Source organism: Rickettsiales bacterium (genome assembly GCA_041396965.1).
Lineage (GTDB): Bacteria > Pseudomonadota > Alphaproteobacteria > Rickettsiales > SXRF01 > SXRF01.
Window position 1 is genome coordinate 905,525 of sequence record JAWKXN010000001.1, and the last position, 22,209, is coordinate 927,733.

At 37.2% G+C, this 22,209-nt stretch carries 21 protein-coding genes and 2 tRNA genes; 16 read left to right on the top strand and 7 right to left on the bottom strand.

Going from position 1 to position 22,209, the window contains the following annotated elements:
- Window positions 1–92 precede the first annotated feature (92 nt).
- The 11 genes from aroC to R3D71_04650 all read left to right on the top strand — a co-directional run bounded on the left by aroC (window position 93) and on the right by R3D71_04650 (window position 7,953).
- Window positions 93–1,172 (top strand): chorismate synthase, encoded by a 1,080-nt coding sequence (aroC, locus tag R3D71_04600; GenBank protein MEZ5690929.1) that lies wholly within the window; start codon window positions 93–95, stop codon window positions 1,170–1,172.
- Between the two features lie 161 nt (window positions 1,173–1,333).
- On the top strand, window positions 1,334–1,798 hold the full coding sequence (locus R3D71_04605; GenBank protein MEZ5690930.1) for a LemA family protein: 465 nt from the start codon (window positions 1,334–1,336) through the stop codon (window positions 1,796–1,798).
- Window positions 1,799–1,812: 14 nt separating this feature from the next.
- On the top strand, window positions 1,813–2,211 hold the full coding sequence (locus R3D71_04610; GenBank protein MEZ5690931.1) for a hypothetical protein: 399 nt from the start codon (window positions 1,813–1,815) through the stop codon (window positions 2,209–2,211).
- A gap of 119 nt (window positions 2,212–2,330) precedes the next feature.
- A complete protein-coding gene (locus R3D71_04615) occupies window positions 2,331–2,933 on the top strand; it encodes a DUF3137 domain-containing protein (protein ID MEZ5690932.1) in 603 nt (200 codons plus the stop codon).
- 83 nt (window positions 2,934–3,016) lie between these two features.
- Complete coding sequence (gene ccmD / locus R3D71_04620; GenBank protein MEZ5690933.1) at window positions 3,017–3,193, top strand: heme exporter protein CcmD; 177 nt, start codon at window positions 3,017–3,019, stop codon at window positions 3,191–3,193.
- Between the two features lie 12 nt (window positions 3,194–3,205).
- Window positions 3,206–3,667 (top strand): cytochrome c maturation protein CcmE, encoded by a 462-nt coding sequence (ccmE, locus tag R3D71_04625; GenBank protein ID MEZ5690934.1) that lies wholly within the window; start codon window positions 3,206–3,208, stop codon window positions 3,665–3,667.
- Between the two features lie 38 nt (window positions 3,668–3,705).
- Entirely contained in the window at window positions 3,706–5,556 is a 1,851-nt protein-coding gene (locus R3D71_04630; GenBank protein MEZ5690935.1) for a heme lyase CcmF/NrfE family subunit, read from the top strand.
- 106 nt (window positions 5,557–5,662) lie between these two features.
- Window positions 5,663–6,271: a hypothetical protein gene (locus R3D71_04635; protein MEZ5690936.1), complete on the top strand. Its 609-nt coding sequence runs from the start codon at window positions 5,663–5,665 to the stop codon at window positions 6,269–6,271.
- Window positions 6,272–6,291: 20 nt separating this feature from the next.
- Complete coding sequence (locus tag R3D71_04640; protein MEZ5690937.1) at window positions 6,292–6,822, top strand: hypothetical protein; 531 nt, start codon at window positions 6,292–6,294, stop codon at window positions 6,820–6,822.
- Window positions 6,823–6,827: 5 nt separating this feature from the next.
- Complete coding sequence (locus tag R3D71_04645; GenBank protein ID MEZ5690938.1) at window positions 6,828–7,253, top strand: cytochrome c-type biogenesis protein; 426 nt, start codon at window positions 6,828–6,830, stop codon at window positions 7,251–7,253.
- Between the two features lie 115 nt (window positions 7,254–7,368).
- A complete protein-coding gene (locus R3D71_04650; protein ID MEZ5690939.1) occupies window positions 7,369–7,953 on the top strand; it encodes a hypothetical protein in 585 nt (194 codons plus the stop codon).
- 20 nt (window positions 7,954–7,973) lie between these two features.
- Here R3D71_04650 and R3D71_04655 read toward each other — a convergent pair whose 3' ends face one another.
- The 3 genes from R3D71_04655 to R3D71_04665 form a co-directional block, all read right to left on the bottom strand.
- Window positions 7,974–9,260, bottom strand: a complete 1,287-nt coding sequence (locus R3D71_04655; GenBank protein MEZ5690940.1) for an SPOR domain-containing protein — start codon at window positions 9,258–9,260, stop codon at window positions 7,974–7,976.
- A gap of 151 nt (window positions 9,261–9,411) precedes the next feature.
- A tRNA-Cys gene (locus R3D71_04660) sits at window positions 9,412–9,486 on the bottom strand.
- Between the two features lie 100 nt (window positions 9,487–9,586).
- Window positions 9,587–11,203, bottom strand: coding sequence for an ABC-F family ATP-binding cassette domain-containing protein (locus R3D71_04665; protein MEZ5690941.1), 1,617 nt, complete (start codon window positions 11,201–11,203; stop codon window positions 9,587–9,589).
- Window positions 11,204–11,392: 189 nt separating this feature from the next.
- Here R3D71_04665 and R3D71_04670 point away from each other — a divergent pair, with 189 nt between their 5' ends.
- On the top strand, window positions 11,393–11,851 hold the full coding sequence (locus R3D71_04670; protein MEZ5690942.1) for a MarR family transcriptional regulator: 459 nt from the start codon (window positions 11,393–11,395) through the stop codon (window positions 11,849–11,851).
- A 25-nt stretch (window positions 11,852–11,876) separates the two neighbouring features.
- Here the strand turns inward: R3D71_04670 and R3D71_04675 are convergent, their stop codons facing one another.
- Window positions 11,877–12,488, bottom strand: coding sequence for a trimeric intracellular cation channel family protein (locus tag R3D71_04675; protein MEZ5690943.1), 612 nt, complete (start codon window positions 12,486–12,488; stop codon window positions 11,877–11,879).
- An 88-nt stretch (window positions 12,489–12,576) separates the two neighbouring features.
- Window positions 12,577–12,661 (bottom strand) — tRNA-Leu (locus R3D71_04680).
- Between the two features lie 319 nt (window positions 12,662–12,980).
- Here R3D71_04680 and lon point away from each other — a divergent pair.
- From lon to R3D71_04695, 3 genes are all read left to right on the top strand, one after another.
- Complete coding sequence (lon, locus tag R3D71_04685) at window positions 12,981–15,395, top strand: endopeptidase La (GenBank protein ID MEZ5690944.1); 2,415 nt, start codon at window positions 12,981–12,983, stop codon at window positions 15,393–15,395.
- A gap of 263 nt (window positions 15,396–15,658) precedes the next feature.
- On the top strand, window positions 15,659–16,792 hold the full coding sequence (locus R3D71_04690; GenBank protein MEZ5690945.1) for a hypothetical protein: 1,134 nt from the start codon (window positions 15,659–15,661) through the stop codon (window positions 16,790–16,792).
- 35 nt (window positions 16,793–16,827) lie between these two features.
- On the top strand, window positions 16,828–18,318 hold the full coding sequence (locus tag R3D71_04695) for an FAD-dependent oxidoreductase (protein MEZ5690946.1): 1,491 nt from the start codon (window positions 16,828–16,830) through the stop codon (window positions 18,316–18,318).
- An 82-nt stretch (window positions 18,319–18,400) separates the two neighbouring features.
- On the opposite strand, the gene R3D71_04700 is transcribed toward R3D71_04695, so the two are convergent.
- Window positions 18,401–18,817 carry a hemerythrin domain-containing protein gene (locus tag R3D71_04700; GenBank protein MEZ5690947.1) on the bottom strand — a complete coding sequence of 139 codons (417 nt, stop codon included), beginning with the start codon at window positions 18,815–18,817 and terminating at the stop codon, window positions 18,401–18,403.
- A gap of 136 nt (window positions 18,818–18,953) precedes the next feature.
- Window positions 18,954–20,744 (bottom strand): succinate dehydrogenase flavoprotein subunit, encoded by a 1,791-nt coding sequence (gene sdhA / locus R3D71_04705; protein ID MEZ5690948.1) that lies wholly within the window; start codon window positions 20,742–20,744, stop codon window positions 18,954–18,956.
- A gap of 218 nt (window positions 20,745–20,962) precedes the next feature.
- Between sdhA and R3D71_04710 the strand changes: the two genes are divergently transcribed.
- Entirely contained in the window at window positions 20,963–22,174 is a 1,212-nt protein-coding gene (locus R3D71_04710; protein MEZ5690949.1) for an IscS subfamily cysteine desulfurase, read from the top strand.
- Window positions 22,175–22,209: the final 35 nt, after the last annotated feature.

A 22,209-nucleotide genomic window follows, 5' to 3' on the forward strand; every position in this document is an offset into this window, starting at 1 on the left:
CAGCCAGCGAAGCTGTATCCTATGTGAAAATCGGTAGATTTTCACGGGGATGAGGAAAATTAATATAATTACAACATACAGGCATCTTAAAAATGACATTTAACACATTTGGGCATTTGTTTCGTTTTACAAGTTGGGGGGAAAGTCACGGCAAGGCGATAGGCTGTGTCGTGGATGGTGTTCCTTCTTTAATTGATTTATGTGAGACTGATATACAGCATTATCTTGATAAGCGTAAGCCTGCTCAGTCGCGTTATACTACGCAGCGTAAAGAAAGTGATGCAGTCCAGATATTATCTGGTGTGTTTGAGGGAAAAACAACGGGTACACCAATATCTTTATTAATTGAAAATGAAGACCAAAAATCAAAAGATTATTCAGAAATAAAGGATAAATTTCGCCCTGGACACTCTGATTACACTTACTTAAAAAAATATGGAATACGTGATTATAGAGGAGGAGGGCGTTCTTCCGCTAGAGAAACCGCGATGCGAGTTGCTGCCGGTGCTATCGCCAGAAAAATACTTGGAAATGATATATCCATCAAAGCGTATATGGTGCAGATGGGAGATGATAAAATAGATAGTCAGTTAACTAACTATAAAGAAATAGATAATAATCCATTCTGGTGTCCAGATGCTCAAGCCGCATCTCGCTGGGCTGATAGGTTGGATGATATTAGAAAAAATGGCTCTTCAGTTGGCGCTGTTATAGAGGTGATTGCCGAAGGTGTTCCTGTCGGGCTTGGCGCGCCAGTATATAAAAAATTAGACGCTGATATAGCGGCGGCAATGATGAGCATAAACGCTGTAAAAGGTGTTGAGATCGGTGACGGCTTCGCTAGTAGCGCTTTAAGTGGAGAAGGTAACGCTGACTCTATGTATAATCAGGACGGCAATATAGTATTTTCCTCAAATCACGCTGGAGGGATATTAGGTGGTATTTCTAGTGGTCAGCCTATAGTGGTTCGCTTTGTGGTAAAGCCAACCAGCTCAATATTAAATGAGGTTGATACGGTTGATATTGATGGCAATAACACTACCATCCGTACCAAAGGTCGCCATGATCCATGTGTTGGAATACGCGCGGTTCCAGTAGCGGAGGCGATGCTTGCCTGTGTTCTCGCTGACCATTATCTTATGTATAGGAGTATGTATAAGAGCGGTTTATAATAGGTTTATAACAAAATATGTAATTAAAATAATAAAAGCAACTAGAGGAGGAAACAACAAATGACAGGTTTAATCATTATCGGTGTATTAGCGGCTATATTTTATTTCTGGTATCTAGCATCATATCTAAGCGCAATCAGGCGAAAGAAGCTCTTTCTGGTATTGATGTACAATTAAAAAATCGCCTGAATATTATACCTAATATATTAAAAATAGCTCAAAAATTCATGGATCATGAGAAAACTTTGCTAAATGAGATTACCGAGCTGCGCACGAAGGCTGAAAAAGATTATGATAAAAATAATCATTCTGCCGTGAACGAGCGTTTGGCTATAGCCGAGCAGCTATCTGGGAAAATGGGTAAACTCATGGTCGCGGTTGAGGCTTATCCAGATCTAAAATCAGATCAAACTATGTTACAAGCCATGCAAGCTTATAATGAGGTAGAGGCGCAAATAGCCGCCGCTCGCCGTTTTTACAATTCCGCTGTTACCTCTCTTAATAATTCTATCCAGATATTTCCTGGAAATATTATAGCTAATATGGCTGGCGTTAGTGAAATGCCTTTTTATGAAGCTGATGAGGCTGCTAAACAGCCAGTTAGTGTTGATGATTTTTTGAAGTAATGGAATAGTTAGATATGAGCTTAGGATTAAATATCTTAGAGAATATAATAGGGTCTAATAACGCTATCCATAGCCATAGTCCAACATTTAATATGAAGGATTTTTTTGACTATAAGAATTTTCGTGATCTTTTATTAAGAAAAAATATTAATAAAATAAATACAAAATTTTCCTTTGTTGACCCAGAAAATGCGAAGAAGCCTTTTTCTCAACATTATGAACAATATATCCATCCTCATGTTATAGATTTTGAAAAACGAAGAGTGGTTACGTTAAATAAATTTCGTAGCCGATCATTTATAGTCATTTTAGCGGCATTATTACTTATTGTTTGCCTCGGGGTGGTTTTATTGTTTTCTAGCTTTACTGATGATAGTAAGGAATTATCATCTAACGGAGTTTTTTTCTTATAGCGATTCTCGCTATATGGTGTTACGCACCGGTAGCAAAATATAAAAAATCGGTTAAAGGAAAAATTTTCCCTCACATATTCTCCTTTTTTGGTGATGATTATAGATATGACTATAATGGATTGCTTTCTATAGAGATACTTAAAGAATCAGGAATAATCCCCAATTATGCGGAAGAACATACCGAAGATTATGTTAAGGGAAGTTATAAAGGGGTTAGCCTTGAGATTAGTGAGGCTATATTAAAAAACGTCAGAAAAAGTCATAATAGCTCTCATATTGTATTCAGAGGAATATATGTCTTGCTATCAATGAACAAGAATTTCTCTGGTAAAACTGTAGTGAAGCATGATTACGGAGCGGTTGGTAATTGGTTGATAAATAAAACTGCTGATATGGATAGGGTGCGTCTTGAAGATCCGGTATTTGAAAAGAAATTTGAGGTGTATTCAACCGATCAAGTAGAAGCGCGCTATCTGCTTACTACCAGCTTTATGGAAAGATTGCTGGAATTATCCCAAGCGATGAACAGTAAGAATATACAATGTAGTTTTTATAGTAATAAATTACTGCTTTCTATACCAACTAGCAAAAATTATTTTGAGACATCCTCAATATACGAGCCAGCGACTTTTGTTGACGATATAAATGATATATTGCGAGAAATGAATATCTTATTTAAGATTATAGATATATTAAAGCTGGATCAAAGAACTGGACTTTAGACTATATTTTCTAAAATAGTTTTTGCTTATGAAGTTCTTATCTAATATATAGATTAGATACAAATTAGATATAAATACTGTTCATGGAAAATCTGTTAAAAGCGTTAGAAATGGGAGAGTATGGAGGTTATATTTGGTCTTCCTACTTGGTTGCGGCTGTAATTATATTATTTATATTTGTTGTTACCCTGCGTTCTTTGCGTAAATCACAAAAAACTCTTGATGATTTACAAAATAATGAAGCTAAGAAAAACTTTTAATAATGTAGGGTCATGAAACCAAAGCATCAGCGTTTATTATTTATAAGTTTTAGCCTGACATTTCTTTGTGCTGGTGTATTGCTGGTGATGAATGCTTTTCAGGATAATCTGGTGTTTTTCTATAGTCCTTCCGATATTAGGGAAAAATCATCTATCATCTCAACTGATAAAACTATCCGTGTTGGTGGAATAGTAAAAGTTGGAAGCTTAGAAAAAATTGATGATAGAGTTACATTTATCATAACTGATGGTAAAGAAGATGTATCCGTAACCTATAAAGGCGTACTACCTAATTTATTTCGTGAGGGGCAGGGATGTATAGCTGAGGGAAAAATGCTTGATACAGAAAATGGTGAACAGACAATAGATAAAATGTTTGTCGCCAGTAGAATTCTTGCCAAACATGATGAACAGTATATGCCAAAAGAGGTGGTTGACGCTCTTAAAAAATCTGGTCAGTGGAAAGGTGAGTAACAGAAGTGCTAGCTGAACTGGGAGTTATTTGTCTGGTAATGGCGCTTATATTTTCACTTTTACAAAGCTTGTATTTGCTTCCGTCTAAAATCTTAAAGGAAACAACCGCGACTGTTATGCCTATATCTGGTTGGCTACAGGCGTTATTTATATCATCCTCTCTTTTTATTTTGATTATACTGCGACTTAATTCTGATTTTAGTGTGCTTAACGTTGTTGAGCATTCCAACCTGTCACTACCTATTTTATATAAGATAGTCGGTACTTGGGGAAATCACGAGGGGTCAATGTTGCTTTGGGTCTTTGTACTTGCTATGTTTGGAGCATTATTAATTAATGAGCGGACAGAGCTGAAATTATACGCTTCTAGTATTCAGTCACTTTTATGTGCTGGATTCCTTATTTTTATTTTATATACATCCAATCCGTTCGCGCGAGTTTTTCCGCCAACAGCCGATGGTCGGGATCTAAATCCTTTATTGCAGGATATAGGTCTTGCTATGCATCCACCGCTCTTATACGTCGGCTATGTTGGCTTTTCCGTAGTGTTTTCTCTTGCCGCTGCCGCTCTTATTGTCGGCATGGCTGGTAGAAAATGGGCGGAGATAGCACACATATGGATAATGGTGTCATGGTCGTTCTTGACTGCTGGCATTGGGCTTGGTGGCTGGTGGGCATACCGTGAACTTGGTTGGGGTGGTTGGTGGTTCTGGGATCCGGTAGAAAATGCCTCTCTCCTGCCATGGCTCGCTGGGACAGCTCTTTTCCATTCTAACATAGTTCTTAAAAAACGTGATATGCTAGGCAGTTGGGTAATAATATTATCTATTATAACTTTTGCTTTGAGCTTACTTGGTACTTTCTTAGTGCGTTCTGGTGCTATAACTTCCGTACATAGCTTCGCTAGCGATCCGCAAAGGGGGATTTTTATCCTAATATATATGTTCGCGGCAGTGTTTGGCGCGCTGCTTTTATATAGTATTCGTGGTAATAAAATAGCAAGTTCTGGTGTGATGAATCCGCTGTCACGAGAAGGAATGATACTGATAAATAATTTATTTATATTATCAGCTTGCGCTACTGTATTATTCGGTACTTTATACCCTATGTTCGCGGAAGTTGTGGGTGCGAGCAAAGTAAGTGTCGGCGCGCCATTTTTTAATATTACTTTCATTCCGATTATGGGAATTTCCTTATTATTCGCGGCCATTACGCCATTCTTTGCGTGGAAAAAAGCGAACTTAAAACAAGTTGTTTATTCCATGCGCCCAGCGACTGTGAGTGTGTTGATAGCCACTATAATTATTTTATTATTATTTTATCCCCTTTCTATAGTAGCTGTTTGTGGATTCGCTCTTACTTCTTGGCTGGTTGTAGGAAGTATTAGTTGGTTAGCTAAATCACAGGGCAGGAAAGGCAGATACTCTGTATTTACTGGTCACGTAGGAGCTGCTTTTATTCTTTTTGGCATTACTTCTGGAATGGTATGGAAAGAAGAGGGAGAGTATATGGCAAAAACAGGAGATGTCATGAAAATATTTGGATATGATATTTCTTATGTGAGTGATAAAAATATAGAAGGAAGTAACTATTCCGCGAAAAGACTTAAATTAATATTGAAAGAAGCCGCAAATAATAAAGAAGTGGTTTCACTCAATCCTGAATATCGTATATATAAAACCAGAGGTAGCGGCACTAGCGAGGTTGATATCTATTATAGCATTCTGGGTGATTTATACGTAGCCGCCGGAGAAAGCGCGCAAGATGGTAGAACCGCTATTAGAATATATTATCAACCAATGATATATTGCGTATGGCTCGGATTTATCATGATGGCTGTTTCTGGTATATTTTCTATATACTCAATAAAGTTTGGCAAACGCTATTAACATAAAGATATGTCTCATATATAATAGAAATCTTTTATTGATTAATTAGTTATTTATAAATATGAATTAGCATAAAACATATTATAAGCCATGATGGAAATTATAGATGATATATTATAAAGCGCCACTTAGTTGGCCGGAATCAATACCAGTTACTAAACCAGTGAATCAGAGTAGCGATAGTGATTTTTCTACTGATTTAACTGTTAGTGAGACGATTGAATTTCTTAATGAGGAAATAGAAAAATCAGGTATCGCTCAAGTCGTTTTATATTGTGATGTTGAACAGCCTCATGTTGAGCGCTTGCGTAAAAAAGTTGGTAAACGTACCGGAGTATGTCTTCATGTAAAACATTATGAACGAGGATATATAATAACCTGCGATCGCTGGCAGAGGCTGGAACATAATATTTACGCTATTCATTTGTTATTTAGGCAGTGGAATAACATGGTTAAATGGGGAGTAGGTAGTCTTTCTAAGTTAATGGCTGGTTTTGAGGCAGATCGTGCTCCTGAATCAATATATAGTGATAATAATATAGCTATAGATGAATGTTTGAAAGAGTTTGGTCTTGGTGCTAACGCTACTTTGGAGGATGCGACTGCTATCTATCACAGAAGAGCTAAACAGTTAGCGGATGACAATGATAAATTGACTGCTCTTAATTTGCAAATGGATAGAATACGCGAGTATTTTGCCGGACTTAAACATTAATTAATTATATTTATCTAATTATGCTGCGTACCGTTCCTTTATTAATAATGTTTGTTCTTACTATATTCTTAGCGCTAGGATTATTTAACAGCGAGGTAATAGATAGTATTAATAGAGCTAGTACTGGAAAAAAATTTGATAATTTTGAAATATCATCTCTAGCGTCAGATAAAAAATTTACTCCAAAGATATTTGAAAAAAATAGGAGAGTAACAGTAGTAAATGTGTTCGCTTCATGGTGTAAGCCATGTGCTTTAGAACATGATAATATAATGAAGCTAGCAAAGGAAGTTTATGTATATGGCATCGCTTGGAAAGATCGTCCAGAAGATACCTTTAATTACCTAAAAAAAAATGGTAATCCTTTTCAGCTTATAGGAACTGATATTAATGGTAAAACGACTGTACCTATGTTTCTTACCGGAGTACCTGAAACATTCGTGCTTGATGGTAGCGGTAGAATAGTTCTTCATTATAAATCTGTGATAACAGATGAAGTGCTAAACGATGTAATGTTGCCGCTAATTCGTAAATTACAAGATAAGAAATAGATAAGTTGTGTAGTATATTTAGATTATTAACTATATTTTTTGTATGCGTCTTATGTTCACATGCCGCGCTATCTCTTACTATTGACAGTCCTCTAAAAGATGTTGAGAAAGAAAAACAGGCAAGAGAGATATTCAAGCAAATACGCTGTATGGTTTGTCAGGGGGAGACCATAGCGGATTCTAACGCTGATGTAGCGAAGGATATGAGAATATTTATCAGAAGTAAGATTGATTATGGCATGACAGAGGAACAAATAAAGAAAGATTTAGCGGGAAGATACGGTGATGTTATTTTGATGAAACCACCATTTAATACACAAACATTTTTGTTATGGTTAGCTCCTGTCATTGCTTTACTGTTTGGTGGCGTTATGATTTACTTATATTTTCGTAATATGAAACTAACTAATGATAAACATAGTATTTTTTAATTTTGTCATACTAGTTACAGTGAATTCATAAAATACTATAATTTATTTACTTTTTTATCGTTCAGCTATGAATATATATTTAATACTTGTTGCTTTAATAGTTATGTGTCTTTTGATGATAACCATTCCTGTTATCAAAAATAACAATATTACAAAAAATCATAAAACAATTTTTATTTTTATAATTTCACTAATATTCTTTTTTAGCGGCTTCTTATTCTATAATAAATTCGGTTCTCCTGAGGTAATTAATTTACTTGCAAAGCGTAATGAGAATATAAGGCAAATTAAATCCCGCATTGTCACTAATTCATCACTGATAAAAAACAATCCAAAAAATATTAAAGCTTGGCTAGAGCTTGGTGATGATTTTATGGAAACAGGACAATTCGTGGCAGCATCAAATTCCTATAAACAGGCTGTTTTAATATCTAATGGCAATCCTGATATTATAATGTCCTATGTTTATTCGCTTATTATCGGAAATGATGGTAAAGTAAGTGAACACGCTAAAAAAAGCATTGATATAGTTTTAATGTTACAACCAAAAAATGAGCAAGCGAGATATTTTTCAGCGATTTATAAAATACAATCAGGAGAAGCGAAAGAAGCTATGAAAGAGATGAAGGACTTATACAAATCTCTTGATAAAGACTCCCCACTGAGATCTATGATAGATCAGCAGATTGGTAGAAAGTAACTAAACAATCGTACTTTGTATTATCTTTTAGAGACAACTACAAGGCAGTCTATCGCTTTACGTTGTAATTTTCCACATAAACCGCCAGCCTCTCTTTCATCATTCAAAGGACCTACCCTAACGGTGTATTTAGCGTGTAAGGTTGAAGAAGAAATAAGCCTAGCTGAAAGATTTTTCATCATATACGCGTTTTCTTTTTTTATCTCCGCCCAGCGGCGTTTTGCTTCCGCTTTGCTGTCCGCTATAACTAACTGAACCCAAAAACTCGTGGTTCTTCTTATAGCCCTAAAAGGGACATTTTTTCTTTTTTGTAATTTACTTTCAGCTTTTGGTAGCCGTCTATTAATTTCTTTGCGCCTAGATTCATATTCTTTTGAATGTTCGGAAGCAACGTCAAGTGAAGAAAACCCTATATTATAGGAGCATTTCAAACCTGTATTGAATTTCATTATTATGTTATTACAGAATTCAAAAGCGGCTATCCCATTCCTAAATGTCCATATATTGACCTGTATACCACTTTTCCCATGTCTATTAAGCGGAGTTCTTACACTAGCGCGAAGACCAGAAGTTTCCTGACTATATCTGCTTCTAGCGTATCTCCATAAATTCCTACCTTCATTCTTACTAATAAGATTCTGTATGTTAAGGATCCCAGCTTCTTCGGAGGAAAATTTAGCGGGGAATATTTTCCTGACCCTACTAGTATCCCTATTGCCAACAAAAGCGGAGCCATTCCTAAATGATTTCTTTGTTCCAGAATTTATTATTACCACGTCATCAGACTCTATATTCTCAGCGGTTCCACTCAGTGGAACAGGCATCGCCTCAGCTATGTCAACATTTGCCTCAATCTCTATGGTTGAGTTATAACGATCATTCTGCCAAGGGAATAACAATTTGTAACCTTCGGATGTTTCCACTTCAGCGATATTAACCGAGACATTTGGTGGTGTTTCCGTGACTCCTGATATTACAAAGCAGGAGATACCTTTGCTAAACAAAAAATTACATATATCTTGCGCTTGAGTCTTGCTTCCGATAGAGCCAGCCTGAATAACATTCATCCTATCACCGCTACGTGTGACCACCGTTTTTGGATATAGACTAAGGTTTCCTAGCTTTGATTTATATTTAGATGACAAATCATCCCAATTATTTTCTACTTCCTCAATGCTGCCGTATTTGCCTATTTCCAGATAAAAATTATTAAATGCGCTAGCGTTCTTTGATGTCGTAATAGTTGCTAAGAAGATACTAAATATAATAAAAAAACTAGCAAATACAGAAAGTAAATTATTTCTCACTTTAACCTCTTCAAGGATTACGAATTTCAAATTTTCAGTGAGAATATAGCGCTTTTTGTGAAAACACCAATAATATTTTTACATTATCGGTAAAATATTAACAGAAATTCTAATTAATAAATGTAAAGATACGAAAATAAAGAAATAATTATGGAGGCCGAGGGGAGAATCGAACTCCCGAATACAGGATTTGCAGTCCCGTGCATTACCACTTTGCTACTCGGCCATAATAGCTATACAGCTAATTTTTATTCAAAAATTTATAGGAAACGACTATATATATCGTCACATATGCACTGGTCAAGCGTATTTGTTAAGCAAATACGCTACCCAGCTTTCTTTTTCTTATTTTCTTTTTTTGTCTCTTCACGTTCCTTACGTCTTTGATTAACCACCAGTTTACGGTATCCTTCAAGATCGTCATTATATGGTTTACAAGTGCCATCAGCCACCAACCATAGCCTTTCAACCACAGCGTCCACCAAGTGCGGGTCATGGCTAACTAAAATCACCGCTCCCTTGTAATTATTTAACGCCTGAGTTAAAGCCTCGCGTGCGTCAATATCTAGGTGGTTGGTAGGCTCATCAAGTAACATGATATGCGGCGCGTCAAAACTCATCAGGCAAAAAAGTAATCTCGCTTTCTCACCGCCTGATAAGTCACCGACTATCGTATCAGCTTTGTGTTTATCAAAACCAAACTTACTAAGCGCGGCACGTATTTTTGATTCGGCCACTCCTTTCATCGCGTCTCTCATCACCTCAAACGGAGTTAAGGTAACATCTAACTCATCAGTCTGGAATTGAGCGAAATAGCCAACCCGTAATTTGCTAGATTTATGAATTTCTCCGCCAAGAGGCGACAAACGTTCAGCAAGCAGCTTCATTAATGTTGATTTACCATTTCCGTTCGCTCCTAGCAAGGCGATACGATCGTCAGAGTCAATCCGCAAATTTAATTTTTTAAGTATTGGTTTCCCCGCTTCATAACCTGCTTCAACATTTTCTAAAACAATCATTGGTGATTTTTGTTCATCTGGTTCTGGGAATTCAAAAGCGGTTACCCTGTCTGCCATAACCGCGTCGACAATATCCATTTTCGCGATGGCCTTAAGACGACTCTGTGCTTGGCGGGCTTTACTTGCCTTTGCCTTGAATCGGTCAATAAATTTTTGCATATGAGCTTTCTGTGCCATTTGCTTTTCATGCAATGCCTGCTGACCTAGTAATTGTTCCGCTCGTTTGCGTTCAAACTCATCATAAGTTCCTGTATACAGGTTTAACTTCTTGTTTTCTAAATGCGCGATGTGAGTAACCGTTTTGTTCAAAATATCACGATCATGGCTAATAATAACCAGAGTTTCGGTGAATTTCATAAGGTGGTTTTCCAGCCATACCATTGCCTCAAAGTCTAAATGGTTAGTAGGCTCATCAAGAAGCAGCAGATTCGGCTTACGAAATAACACGGAAGCTAAGGCAACACGCATCCTCCAACCTCCAGAAAAATCGGAAATAGGAGAGTTCTGCGCTTCATCATCAAATCCTAAGCCAGCTAGAATGGTTGCCGCTCTTGACGGAGCGTCATAAGCACTTATTTCCTCAAGACGGGTATAGATATAGCCTATCCTATCAGGATCAACGCAATGCTCGGCTTCCGCGAGCAACTCTGCCCTTTCAGTATCAGTAGCAAGCAGTACATCTATAACAGAGGTATCATCTTCCGGCAAATCCTGACGTACCATACCAAGACTTGTGCCTTTTATCATTGTTATATCGCCGGAATCAGCCTGATATTCACCAGATATTAACTTAAACAATGTTGATTTTCCCGTACCATTTGGACCCACAAGACCTACGCGGTGACCGGCGGGAATGCTTATAGAAACATTATCAAGCAACATACGTCCGGCTATACGGAAAGTAAGGTTATTTATAAAAAGCATGTATTTCTTATCTAAAATATTACTTGGTTAAGCCTGTATATGTAGGCATTTGCTATTTCTTGTCTATTAATTATTTAGATATACTTAATAAAATATTAAAAAACAAGTGGATAAGATAAACTAAATATTAACATTTTTAATTTAATATTATTAAAATTAATAAGAATAATTCTTTTATGGAGAAGTTCGTTGAAAGATATATATACAGAATCAATATTGTTAATTGAGCGTTTGCATAGACGGTTTCTTGATGTCGTGAAAGCTGAGTTAGACAGGCTTAAAATAGACGATGTTAATAACGTCCAGACCCTTATCCTATATAACATAAATGGTGAGCAACTTACTATAGGTGAGCTTACTAATCGTGGCTACTATCTTGGCTCTAATGTTTCTTATAATGTAAAGAAATTAGTTGAGAATGGCTATCTTATACAGGAAAGAGCGCCTCATGATAAACGTTCAATACGTGTGAAATTATCAGATAAGGCTATGAGCCTCTGTGAGAAGGTAGATATGCTATACCAACGCAATGTTGATGAATTATCAAAAGAGACCAATCCTGTTGAATTATCGGCTCTTAATAATTCACTTTCACAGCTTGAGACATTTTGGTCTAACTATATAAATAATATCCACAAGATTAAGTAAATATACCAAGCATATTAAAAATATCTTACAATTTAGGAAGTCTCCAACGGTAACGATAGGCTAACACCCTTAATAATAGACCTATTATGGCGATCGCTAGTAAATCAACTGGAGTAATAACTTTAATTTTATCCAAAAAATAAATAGAAGCCGCTACTAATATAGCGATACTCCCGTAAAATCCGCTATGAAGAACTTCTGGGATATTGTTTACCAAGATGTCACGCAGTATAGCCCCTCCTGTCGCCGTAAGAAAAGCTAACATTATATAACCAAAAAATGGAGCGCCTATTACGGAAGCTACCAATGCTCCTGTAATTGCGAATGCGACTAATCCAACAGCGTCACACACAACAAATAACCAGTTATTTTCAACGTGGGAATAACGATTTAACCTAAATATAGTTCCTAAAATTGTTACCGCGAAAACAATCAAAAATGGTTCATCACTAGATAGCGCTAACGGCATACGATTTACAAGCATATCTCTGATAATGCCTCCGCCATTTGCTGTTAAAAATGACAGCATAAATAATCCTATCCAGTCCAGTTTATTTTTTGTGCCTACAAGAAATCCAGAAATAGCAAACGCTATACTGCCTATCATAGACGCTAAATACATTGATTGGGACTGCATTAATTCTTCCATACTCAATCATCTACACGAATAGCTGTTGATAATAATATATGGTTTATGCTCAGGACTAAATACCATGATATATATATGGTGCGGATGGAGGGACTTGAACCCCCACGCCTCTCGGCGCTAGAACCTAAATCTAGTGCGTCTACCAATTTCGCCACATCCGCAATAGTGATTAACTTGCTGTATAACAACATTATTATAGGAAATAACAGCAGGCGCAAGCTGCACGTAACAACCTGCGAGGGTCGGATATTAATTAGAGAAAAGATAATAAACAAGAAAAAAATATAAAAATATTTTATTTGCTTTTCTTTTTTATTTCAATTAGTTGATGTTAACAGCGGATTATTTATTATTTGCCTCTGGTAAATTCCTTGTGCTTACACTATATTTATATCAGTTATTTGCTAGTCATTAGGTGGCTTTATAGGTAAAACACCGCTTTAGTATAGTTGTTCTTTCAATTAATTTATTCGGGTTATCATGCAGGACAAAATCTCTTCTGACACTTTTCCAATTCTTCCCCTTCGCGATATAGTGGTGTTTCCTTCTATGGTAGTTCCTCTTTTCGTTGGACGTGAGAAATCAGTGCGCGCTTTGGAGGAAGTAGTTAAGAATAACGGGAAAATACTGCTAGTAACCCAAAAAAGTGGTACTATAGACGAGCCAAGTAAAAATGATATATATCATGTAGGAACTATAGGTAATATTTTGCAATTATTAAGATTGCCTGATGGAACTGTTAAAGTCTTGGTTGAGGGAGTAAGGCGGGCTAGAATAAAAGAGTTTCTAACGGATAGTGATTATTTTCAGGTTGTCGCGGAAACAATTAATGAAAACCCAGGTAACGTTGAGGAAACAGATGCCATGTTCCGCACCGTAATCGGACAGTTTGAGCAATATGTTAAACTAAATAAAAAAATTCAGCCAGAAACTATAGGTACCGTAAGCAAAATAACAGATCCTAGTTTGCTTGCCGATACGATTGCCGCTCATATGTCGGTTGACATAAACGAGAAACAAAAAATACTTGAGATGCTTACAGTAACTGAGCGTCTTGAGCATATTTTTTCTCTTATGGAGAGTGAAATATCTGTTCTTAATACTGAAAGGCGTATTCGTTCACGGGTTAAGAGGCAGATGGAAAAAACCCAACGAGAGTATTATCTGAATGAGCAAATGAAGGCTATTCAAAAAGAGCTTGGTGAGGGTGAGGATGGGAAAGATGAAATCGGTGAGCTGGAAGAGAAGGTAAAAAAACTTAAAATTTCTAAAGAAGGTAAAGAAAAAGCTCTCGGTGAGTTGAAAAAACTACGCTCTATGAGCGCTATGTCAGCGGAAGCTTCAGTAATTAGGAATTATATTGACTGGATTATCTCTATCCCTTGGAAAAAGCCTACTCGTATAATAAGTGATCTAAAAAACGCGCAAGATGTTCTGGATACCGACCATTATGGTCTTGAGAAGGTAAAAGAACGTACGTTGGAATATCTAGCAGTTCAGCAGCGCATGAAACAGGTAAAAGGTCAGGTATTATGTTTGGTAGGACCTCCTGGTGTCGGTAAAACCTCACTCGCGAAATCTATAGCTCGCGCTACTGGTCGCAATTTTGTGCGTATCTCACTAGGCGGAGTTCGTGATGAGGCTGAGATAAGAGGACACAGACGTACCTATATCGGCTCTATGCCCGGCAAGATAATTCAATCAATGAAAAAAGCGAAATCAAGTAATCCACTCTTCTTGTTGGATGAAATAGATAAGCTTGGCTCCGATTTTCGTGGTGATCCAGCTTCCGCTCTGCTTGAGGTTCTTGATCCTGAACAGAATAAATCTTTCAATGACCATTATCTTGAACTTGATTATGATTTATCTGATGTGATGTTTGTGGCGACTGCCAATTCGTACAATATGCCGCGCCCATTGCTAGACCGTCTTGAGATAATAAAGATTTCTGGCTATACTGAGGATGAGAAGCTCAACATAGCTAAACGATATTTAATCCCTAAAACTATAAAATCGCATGGTATAAAAAGGGGAGAGTGGTCAATTTCTGATGAGGCTTTACGTGAGACTATTAGGTATTATACCAGAGAGTCAGGGGTACGTAATTTAGAAAGAGAAATTTCTAATATGACCAGAAAAGCAGTCAAAAATATCCTATTGGAAGATAAAAAATCTATAAAAGTAACAGCCTCAAACCTTAATAAATTTGCTGGAGTACGCAAATATTCATATGGTGAAGCTGAAAAAGAGGATATGGTTGGGGTAGTAACTGGTCTTGCCTGGACTGAGGTTGGTGGTGATTTGTTGCTCATAGAAGCTGTAACTATGCCGGGTAAAGGAAAGAACTCCACAACAGGAAAACTTGGCGATGTTATGCAAGAATCGGTACAAGCGGCGATTTCTTACGTGCGTTCTCGTTCGCTTAGTTTTGGTATAATTCCACCGGTATTTCAGACTACTGACATCCATGTCCATGTGCCAGAGGGCGCTACCCCTAAAGATGGTCCTTCAGCCGGTATAGCTATGACAACTGCTATTGTATCAGTTCTGACCGGTATTCCTGTAAAGAAAAATGTGGCGATGACCGGAGAGGTTACCTTAAGAGGAAGGGTTCTGGCTATTGGTGGTCTTAAGGAAAAGTTACTAGCGGCTCTTAGGGGAGGTATTACCACTGTTCTTATACCACAGGAGAATGTTAAAGATCTTGAGGAAATCCCAGAAAATGTTAAAAAAGGTCTTGATATTATACCAGTTTCTACCGTTGATGAGGTGTTAAAAGAGGCGCTTACCGCCACTACTGAAGCAGTGGAATGGACAGATCCTAAGCTTAAAGAGTCCAATAATGGAACTGTCATTACCGGAAATGATGATAAATCAGGTGTTATAACCCATTAGGGCTATGCTCTAGGATTCAAGAAACAAGAAGCACATTCATTAGGTCTAGTAAACTACTGGAGTAATCATTTGCTCAATTCCTTGTTTCTCTACGGAAAATATCATGAGACAACATATAATTATTATTGTTATATTTTAGTAATATAATAAACACTACCTTCATAAAAGCTTCATAAAATATCCGTTTATTTTATAGTATACTGGCTGTTATAGTTAACTAACAGGCGAATATTCTACGCCATATTTTAAGAATTTTTTAACAAATGACTGAAAAACAAAGAGAATCTTTATTAAAAGACGATATCCCAAACAGTGGGGATACAAATGCGTCTGCCGTAGACAAAACTCAAAACTCTATAAATAAAGAAATTACAAGGGAAAAATCCCTTGAAAAAGAGGCTAAGAAGCCACACCCTGAAATGAGCAAAGGGGAAAAAGTATTTAATTTTACAGCATACAATTTCCTTAATTATTGGGTGAATCTAGTTTCGTCTATAGCGGTTGCAGACCGTTTTCTTAATGGTAAGGGTCGTGAAACTCTCGATGTTTGGATTAATAAAGCTACTCATGTAGCGAGAAAAATAATGCCACTTAAAGTTGCTCATCATAATAGTAAAACGATGATTGAGACGTTTGTATTTACCAGTGGTGGCTTGTTTTTGCTCGCTCCTCTAAAAATAATGGAGGACAATAAACGTAAAATTGTTCACTGGGTAAATAAAAAATTAGGAGTAAACCAAAAAAAAGCTGATGGAACAGAAAAAACACATGATGAAATTTATATAGAACAAGAGCAGCCGAAACAAAGCTGGGGTAATGTGATTTGGAGAAGAATCCAAGCAACTGCTGTTGTGATAGGTGTCGGATCTGCTCTGGATTATTTTGTTCGTGATAAAAACAATATATTACCACCGGAAAAATATAATATCGGTAATAATGAAATTATAACATACGAGGCAAAAGCAAAGGGTGGAAAGAAGGTGGTTTCTGATTATTCATTTAATAAAATAAATAAGCTTTCAGAAACTATGCGTGGTAAACCACTTAAACCAAAAGGTATAGTAGGGCGTTGGACAGAGCTTGCCATCCTTGATTCTGTATTTACGGTTATAACCGCCGTAATAATGAAAGTTACTAATGGCGCGAAAAAGGCTAAAATGCCAAAAGAGATAGATGAGACGAATCACCCTCCAGCTGATAAGGAATTGTTGAGCGATTCATATATCAATGAGGCAGTTACTGGTAGTACAAAAAATAAATTTACCAACAGGGTAGAGCGGAAAGACAGTATAACATCTATTGCTAAAAAGAATATACGTGATGAATTTACGCCACAAGAAAATTTCGCGGATAAATTAAAGTATGAAGAGCCAGCATTATCACCTGTTGGAATATAATTGAGAATATAAAGTTTGAACAAAGGTTATTTATAATGAGTGACGAAAGTAAAAAAACGGTAGCGGTTATTGGTGGCGGTATCGGCGGTTTAATGTCCGCTATGGAATTGCAAAAACAAGGGTATAAAGTAACTATTTTTGAGGAAACCGTAAGACACGGTGGGAAAATAGAAGGTGGCGCTCTTGCCGGTCATGAAATAAATCTGGGTGCGGAATTTATAGATAGTGATTCTAGGGTAATGGAACTAGCGAAACAGCTTAACGTAAAGCTAGTTAAAGCTGAGGACATGCAAGCAGAAAATTTTCAGCGCTCTGATGGAACTTTAATAAAAGGTGAAGAATTTCATAAAGCGATAGAACCGTTAAAAGAATTAATGATAAGAGATCAGAAAAAGCTAGCGGATAGTAAAGGGCAGCCAACTGATAAGGCCATAGAATTAGATTTGCAATCAATGCCGGAATATTTACACTCACTTAATAAGGAATTAAAAGCTAGTGGTAAAGAAGGGGTGAGTCCAGAGATATTAAAGATGGTTTCTGGTGCGTTCGCCTCTGAATTCGGACAAGACCCTAAAAATGTATCAGCCCTACAAATGTTAAAGGAATCTAGTACAGAATATGATAGTCTTCTTAAAAGTGATGCTGGTTGGCGGGTCGCAGGCGGAACTCATAAATTAATAGAGGCGATGAGGCAGCACTTGGCAGAAAATGGCGCGGAGTTTCACACTGGTACGAAATTAGAAGCTCTCGCTAAAAATGATAATAATAAATTCAATCTTAAACTATCAGGAGAAAATACTGATAATCTGAATACAGAATTTGACAGAGTATCACTTGCTGTGCCCGCTCACGCTTTAGCTAAAATAAGTGGACTTGAGGAAGTTGGTATGAACTCTAAAACTAAGCAATTTCTGAGTGAATTACAAACTACCCATAGTTCTAAGATATTTATAAAAACTAAAGATGGTGCCGATTTGCCTAAAATTAATATATTTGGTGACAAATGGCAGGCATGGGATGGGCAAGAAAATGTTGTTACTTTTCTTGTTGGTGGCAAAGAATTAAATGATATGGGACAAGAAAATCTTACTAAGTTATTGATGACTAAATACGCGGCGGCTCTTGGTAAAAAACCTAACGATATATTTGAGCTTGATGGTAAATCTATGCCTAAAGAAATGGTGTTTGGTGCTCCCGATACCACACGACCATGCTATCCGTCCCCTAGTGTTGGTCAGTCCACAAAAGCTTCAGTAATAAACTCCACAATAGAACATATGGCAAAGAACGGTATAGCCATATCCGGTAACTTTGTTCCTGACAAATATGGTTCAGTTGGGTTTATGGAAAACGCCGTGGAATCCGCGCATAATTCAGCGAAACTAATGAAAGAAAATGAATCACTTATAGACAGAACAATAAATTCCATAGCTAACTTAGCAATTAGTGCTACTAAAAGCACTTCCAATATACTTCCTCATAAAATAAATAACGGAAATGATAGAGGAGGTGGCATAGCCATGTAGGCAGCACCGCCCCTAACTTATTCCTATTAGTTATAGCAAACCACTAAGTCTTGTATTAGCTTATAAAACTTAGTCTATCGGGCTATATCTTGTCAGCTAGCGGATATAGAGTGCTTTCTTCCTTTCCTATCCTTTGTCCCATAGCTTGGAATAGAGCTTTTGTCTCATCACAAAAACCCGAAGGATTATCCTGTATTTCTTTAGGAGACGGCCATTTTTGAGTATACGCCTTAAAAGTAGCGGCTAAAGTTCCCATTTCATCCATAAAACTTTGCGCGGTCTTTTTAGCTTCGTCGTTATTACTTTCCAGCATCACCGGATAAAGGTTCTTATCCTCCATAGTCAAATGTATAAGAAGTTTACCAGCGAGTGCTGATAGTATGCTTCTTACTTCAACAGCATTATCAGCAAGGGTAGAAGGATCTAGCTTCTGAGTTATTTGTTTTACTAGCTCTAACATATCTTTATGTTGTTCCTTAAAAGAATCAGTACGTGCCATATTCTTTCCTTCTTAAGAATTAATTAAATGTAATAGTAATATAGATGGTACTCATTATTAATAAATAAAAAGTAAATAAAATTGCACATTTTTTGAATAAATTAAGTTATAGTATGGTTAGCTATATAGAAATTTACTAGTATTGTCGTTTTTCTGGTGGGAAGTAGTTATCAGGTTCGGTTATGCTTAAAGGATTATTATCACGAATTTTTTTAGTTGAAAAATTACTTTCTCCGTTTTCTCGTACATATATTATGCTGTGAGTAAGCCAGTGCTCATCTTTACGATCTGGGTAATCATCACGGAAATGAGCTCCTCTACTTTCTTTACGATTTAGCGCCGAATTAAGAGTCGCCATAGCTAGATACAAAAGATTATCAGTCTCTATCGCTTCCATAAGTTCGTTATTCCAGATCATGGATTTATCTCTTACCATAAGGTCATTACTAGTTATCCGCCATAGATTATTAATCTTATTAATCCCCTCCATCAACAGCTTATGGCTACGAAAGATGTTACCATGTTCCTGCATCGTTTGTTGTAACTCTTTTTTAATTTTATTTGCTTGTGTATTTCCATTACTATTTCTTAAACTATCAAAACGAGCTATAGATTTTTCTATAATATGACTGGCGATTTTATTGTCTAAGCTGTTCTTATTGATTTTTACGGCTTCCTCACCGGCTATTCTGCCGAATACTACTAATTCTAATAATGCATTACAGCCAAGCCTATTAGCGCCATGTACGGAAGTGCAAGCCGTCTCCCCGATTGCCATAAGTCCATTTACAATATTGCCAAACTCATCCGTTACCCTCCCGTATGAGTCTGTTGGTATCCCTCCCATAGTATAATGCACAGCTGGTACTATGGGCACAGGATCCTTTTTTATATCAAGTCGCGCGAAAGTGCTTACAATTTTTTTTATTGATGGCAGTTTATTATCAATTAATTCATCACTTAAATGCTCTAATCTTAGATGTAGATAGTCTTTTTTATCACCACATCCATTCCCGTTTAGAATTTCCTGTATCATAGCTCTTGATATTACATCTCTTGAGGCTAGCTCTTTATACTCGGGAGCGTATTTTTCCATGAAGCGCTCACCTTTATTGTTTGTTATATAAGCTCCTTCTCCTCTCGCGCCTTCAGTTATAAGTATTCCACTATTATAGAGGCTGGTTGGATGGAATTGTATGAATTCCATGTCTTGTAAAGGAAGTCCAGCCCTAAGTGTCATGGCGCTACCATCACCGGTACATATACTTGATGACGTGGTGGCTGCATAAACTTGTCCAAATCCTCCTGTGGCTAAAATAGTAGTATCGGCTTGGAAAACATGAATATTGCCGTTTTCCATTTCCCAAGCCAGTAAGCCCAAACAGTTTTTCTGTTCATCAAACAGTAAATCAAGTACCATATACTCAATAAAAAACTGTACATTTTGTTTTAATGATTGAGAATATAGCGTGTGTAAAAGAGAATGACCTGTTCTATCCGCTACCGCACACGCCCTATAAGCGAGTTCCCCTTTACCAAATTCGGTTTTTTGACCACCATAAGCTCGTTGATATATTCTACCGTTTTCATCACGAGTAAACGGCATTCCCATATTCTCAAGCTCCATAATAGCATCTGGAGCGTTCTTACACATCACAGCGATAGCGTCCTGATCTCCCAGCCAATCAGAGCCTCTTACCGTATCATACATATGCCATTTCCAGTCGTCCTGCCCCCTATTACCTAAAGCGGCGTTTATGCCGCCTTGAGCGGCAACCGTATGACTTCTACTAGGCGGTACTTTTGATATGCAAGCTACAGATAATTCACTTTTGCTAGCGGCAAGCGCTGCCCTAAGGCCAGCTCCACCGGCTCCAACTACCAATATATTATGTTTATGCCGTATTATATTATAAGCTTTTTTCATAACCGGATGATAGAGCCAGCTAGCCAAGTTGCAAGAAATATTATAAAATACGGCACTTTATAATTTTTGTGCCATATTATAATAGTTGACTAAATTAGTAAGGTATATTAGATTGGTCTTATAGTCCTTGATTGCTTAAGAAAATAGTATATTTTCCGCGTGTATATGCGTATGATAAATATATATTTCTTATAATTTTATAGAAAAATGAGAGAAAAATGAAATTACCGATTTACCTTGACTATCAGGCGACAACGCCGATGGATCCACGTGTGCTGGAAAAAATGATGCCTTATTTTACGGAGAAGTTTGGCAATCCGCATTCACGTAGTCATTCTTATGGTTGGGAAACTGAGTCCGCTTGTGAGTTAGCTCGTGAGCAGATCGCGGAATTAATTGGCGCGGGCGCTAAAGAAATAATATTTACCTCTGGGGCGACTGAGTCAAACAATATCGCTCTTAAGGGTATAGCCCATTTTTATGGGGATAAGAAAAAACATATAATAACAGTGACCACTGAGCATAAATGTGTGCTTGATTCCTGCCGTCATCTTGAACGTGAGGGTTTTGAGGTTACCTATCTGCCAGTTCAGGAAAATGGGCTTATAGATATTGAGAGGTTAAAAGCCGCTATAAAAGAAGATACCGTTTTAGTGTCGGTGATGGCGGTTAATAATGAAATAGGAGTAATCCAACCGATAGCGGAAATCGGGAAGATATGCCGTGAAAAGGGTGTATTTTTTCACACAGATGCCGCGCAAGCGTTTGGCAAGATTCCTCTTGATGTTAATGCCATGAATATAGATCTGATGAGTATATCAGGTCACAAAATATACGGACCTAAAGGCGTTGGCGCGCTCTATATTCGCCGTCGTCCACGTGTGCGGCTTGAGCCGATTTTTTCTGGTGGTGGTCAAGAAAGAGGATTTCGCTCCGGTACACTTCCAACACCTATGGTAGTTGGACTTGGAGAGGCGGCGGCGATCGCTAAAAAAGAGATGGGTAAAGACGCTGAACATGTACGTCGTTTATTTGATAAATTTTCCGGTGAGATATTAGATGGTGTTAAAGATGTTTATCTTAATGGTGATCGTACGCATAGATGGCTAGGAAATCTTAATATAAGTTTTGCTTATGTGGAAGGTGAGTCGATGATTATGGCACTTAAAGACTTAGCGGTTTCTAGTGGATCGGCTTGTACTTCCGCCTCTCTTGAGCCTTCGTATGTTCTTAAGGCTCTGGGAGTTAATGAGGAAATGGCGCATACTTCTATCCGCTTTGGTTTTGGCAGATTTACTACTGATGAGGAAATAGATTATGCCGTTAATCTGATTAAAAATAGTATTGATAAACTGCGTGAGATGAGTCCGCTATGGGAAATGGTACAGGAAGGAATTGATATTAGCAAGATAGAGTGGGCGGGGCACTGATAATTGTAAACGGTATTTTTTAGATAGTACTAGCT

Coding starts and splice junctions, on each gene's coding strand:
- aroC (MEZ5690929.1), top strand. CDS start 93: ATGACATTTAACACATTTGGGCATTTGTTTCGTTTTACAAGTTGGGGG.
- R3D71_04610 (MEZ5690931.1), top strand. CDS start 1,813: ATGAGCTTAGGATTAAATATCTTAGAGAATATAATAGGGTCTAATAAC.
- ccmD (MEZ5690933.1), top strand. CDS start 3,017: ATGGAAAATCTGTTAAAAGCGTTAGAAATGGGAGAGTATGGAGGTTAT.
- ccmE (MEZ5690934.1), top strand. CDS start 3,206: ATGAAACCAAAGCATCAGCGTTTATTATTTATAAGTTTTAGCCTGACA.
- R3D71_04630 (MEZ5690935.1), top strand. CDS start 3,706: ATGGCGCTTATATTTTCACTTTTACAAAGCTTGTATTTGCTTCCGTCT.
- R3D71_04635 (MEZ5690936.1), top strand. CDS start 5,663: ATGATATATTATAAAGCGCCACTTAGTTGGCCGGAATCAATACCAGTT.
- R3D71_04640 (MEZ5690937.1), top strand. CDS start 6,292: ATGCTGCGTACCGTTCCTTTATTAATAATGTTTGTTCTTACTATATTC.
- R3D71_04650 (MEZ5690939.1), top strand. CDS start 7,369: ATGATAACCATTCCTGTTATCAAAAATAACAATATTACAAAAAATCAT.
- R3D71_04665 (MEZ5690941.1), bottom strand. CDS start 11,203: ATGCTTTTTATAAATAACCTTACTTTCCGTATAGCCGGACGTATGTTG.
- R3D71_04675 (MEZ5690943.1), bottom strand. CDS start 12,488: ATGCAGTCCCAATCAATGTATTTAGCGTCTATGATAGGCAGTATAGCG.
- lon (MEZ5690944.1), top strand. CDS start 12,981: ATGCAGGACAAAATCTCTTCTGACACTTTTCCAATTCTTCCCCTTCGC.
- R3D71_04690 (MEZ5690945.1), top strand. CDS start 15,659: ATGACTGAAAAACAAAGAGAATCTTTATTAAAAGACGATATCCCAAAC.
- R3D71_04695 (MEZ5690946.1), top strand. CDS start 16,828: ATGAGTGACGAAAGTAAAAAAACGGTAGCGGTTATTGGTGGCGGTATC.
- R3D71_04700 (MEZ5690947.1), bottom strand. CDS start 18,817: ATGGCACGTACTGATTCTTTTAAGGAACAACATAAAGATATGTTAGAG.
- sdhA (MEZ5690948.1), bottom strand. CDS start 20,744: ATGAAAAAAGCTTATAATATAATACGGCATAAACATAATATATTGGTA.
- R3D71_04710 (MEZ5690949.1), top strand. CDS start 20,963: ATGAAATTACCGATTTACCTTGACTATCAGGCGACAACGCCGATGGAT.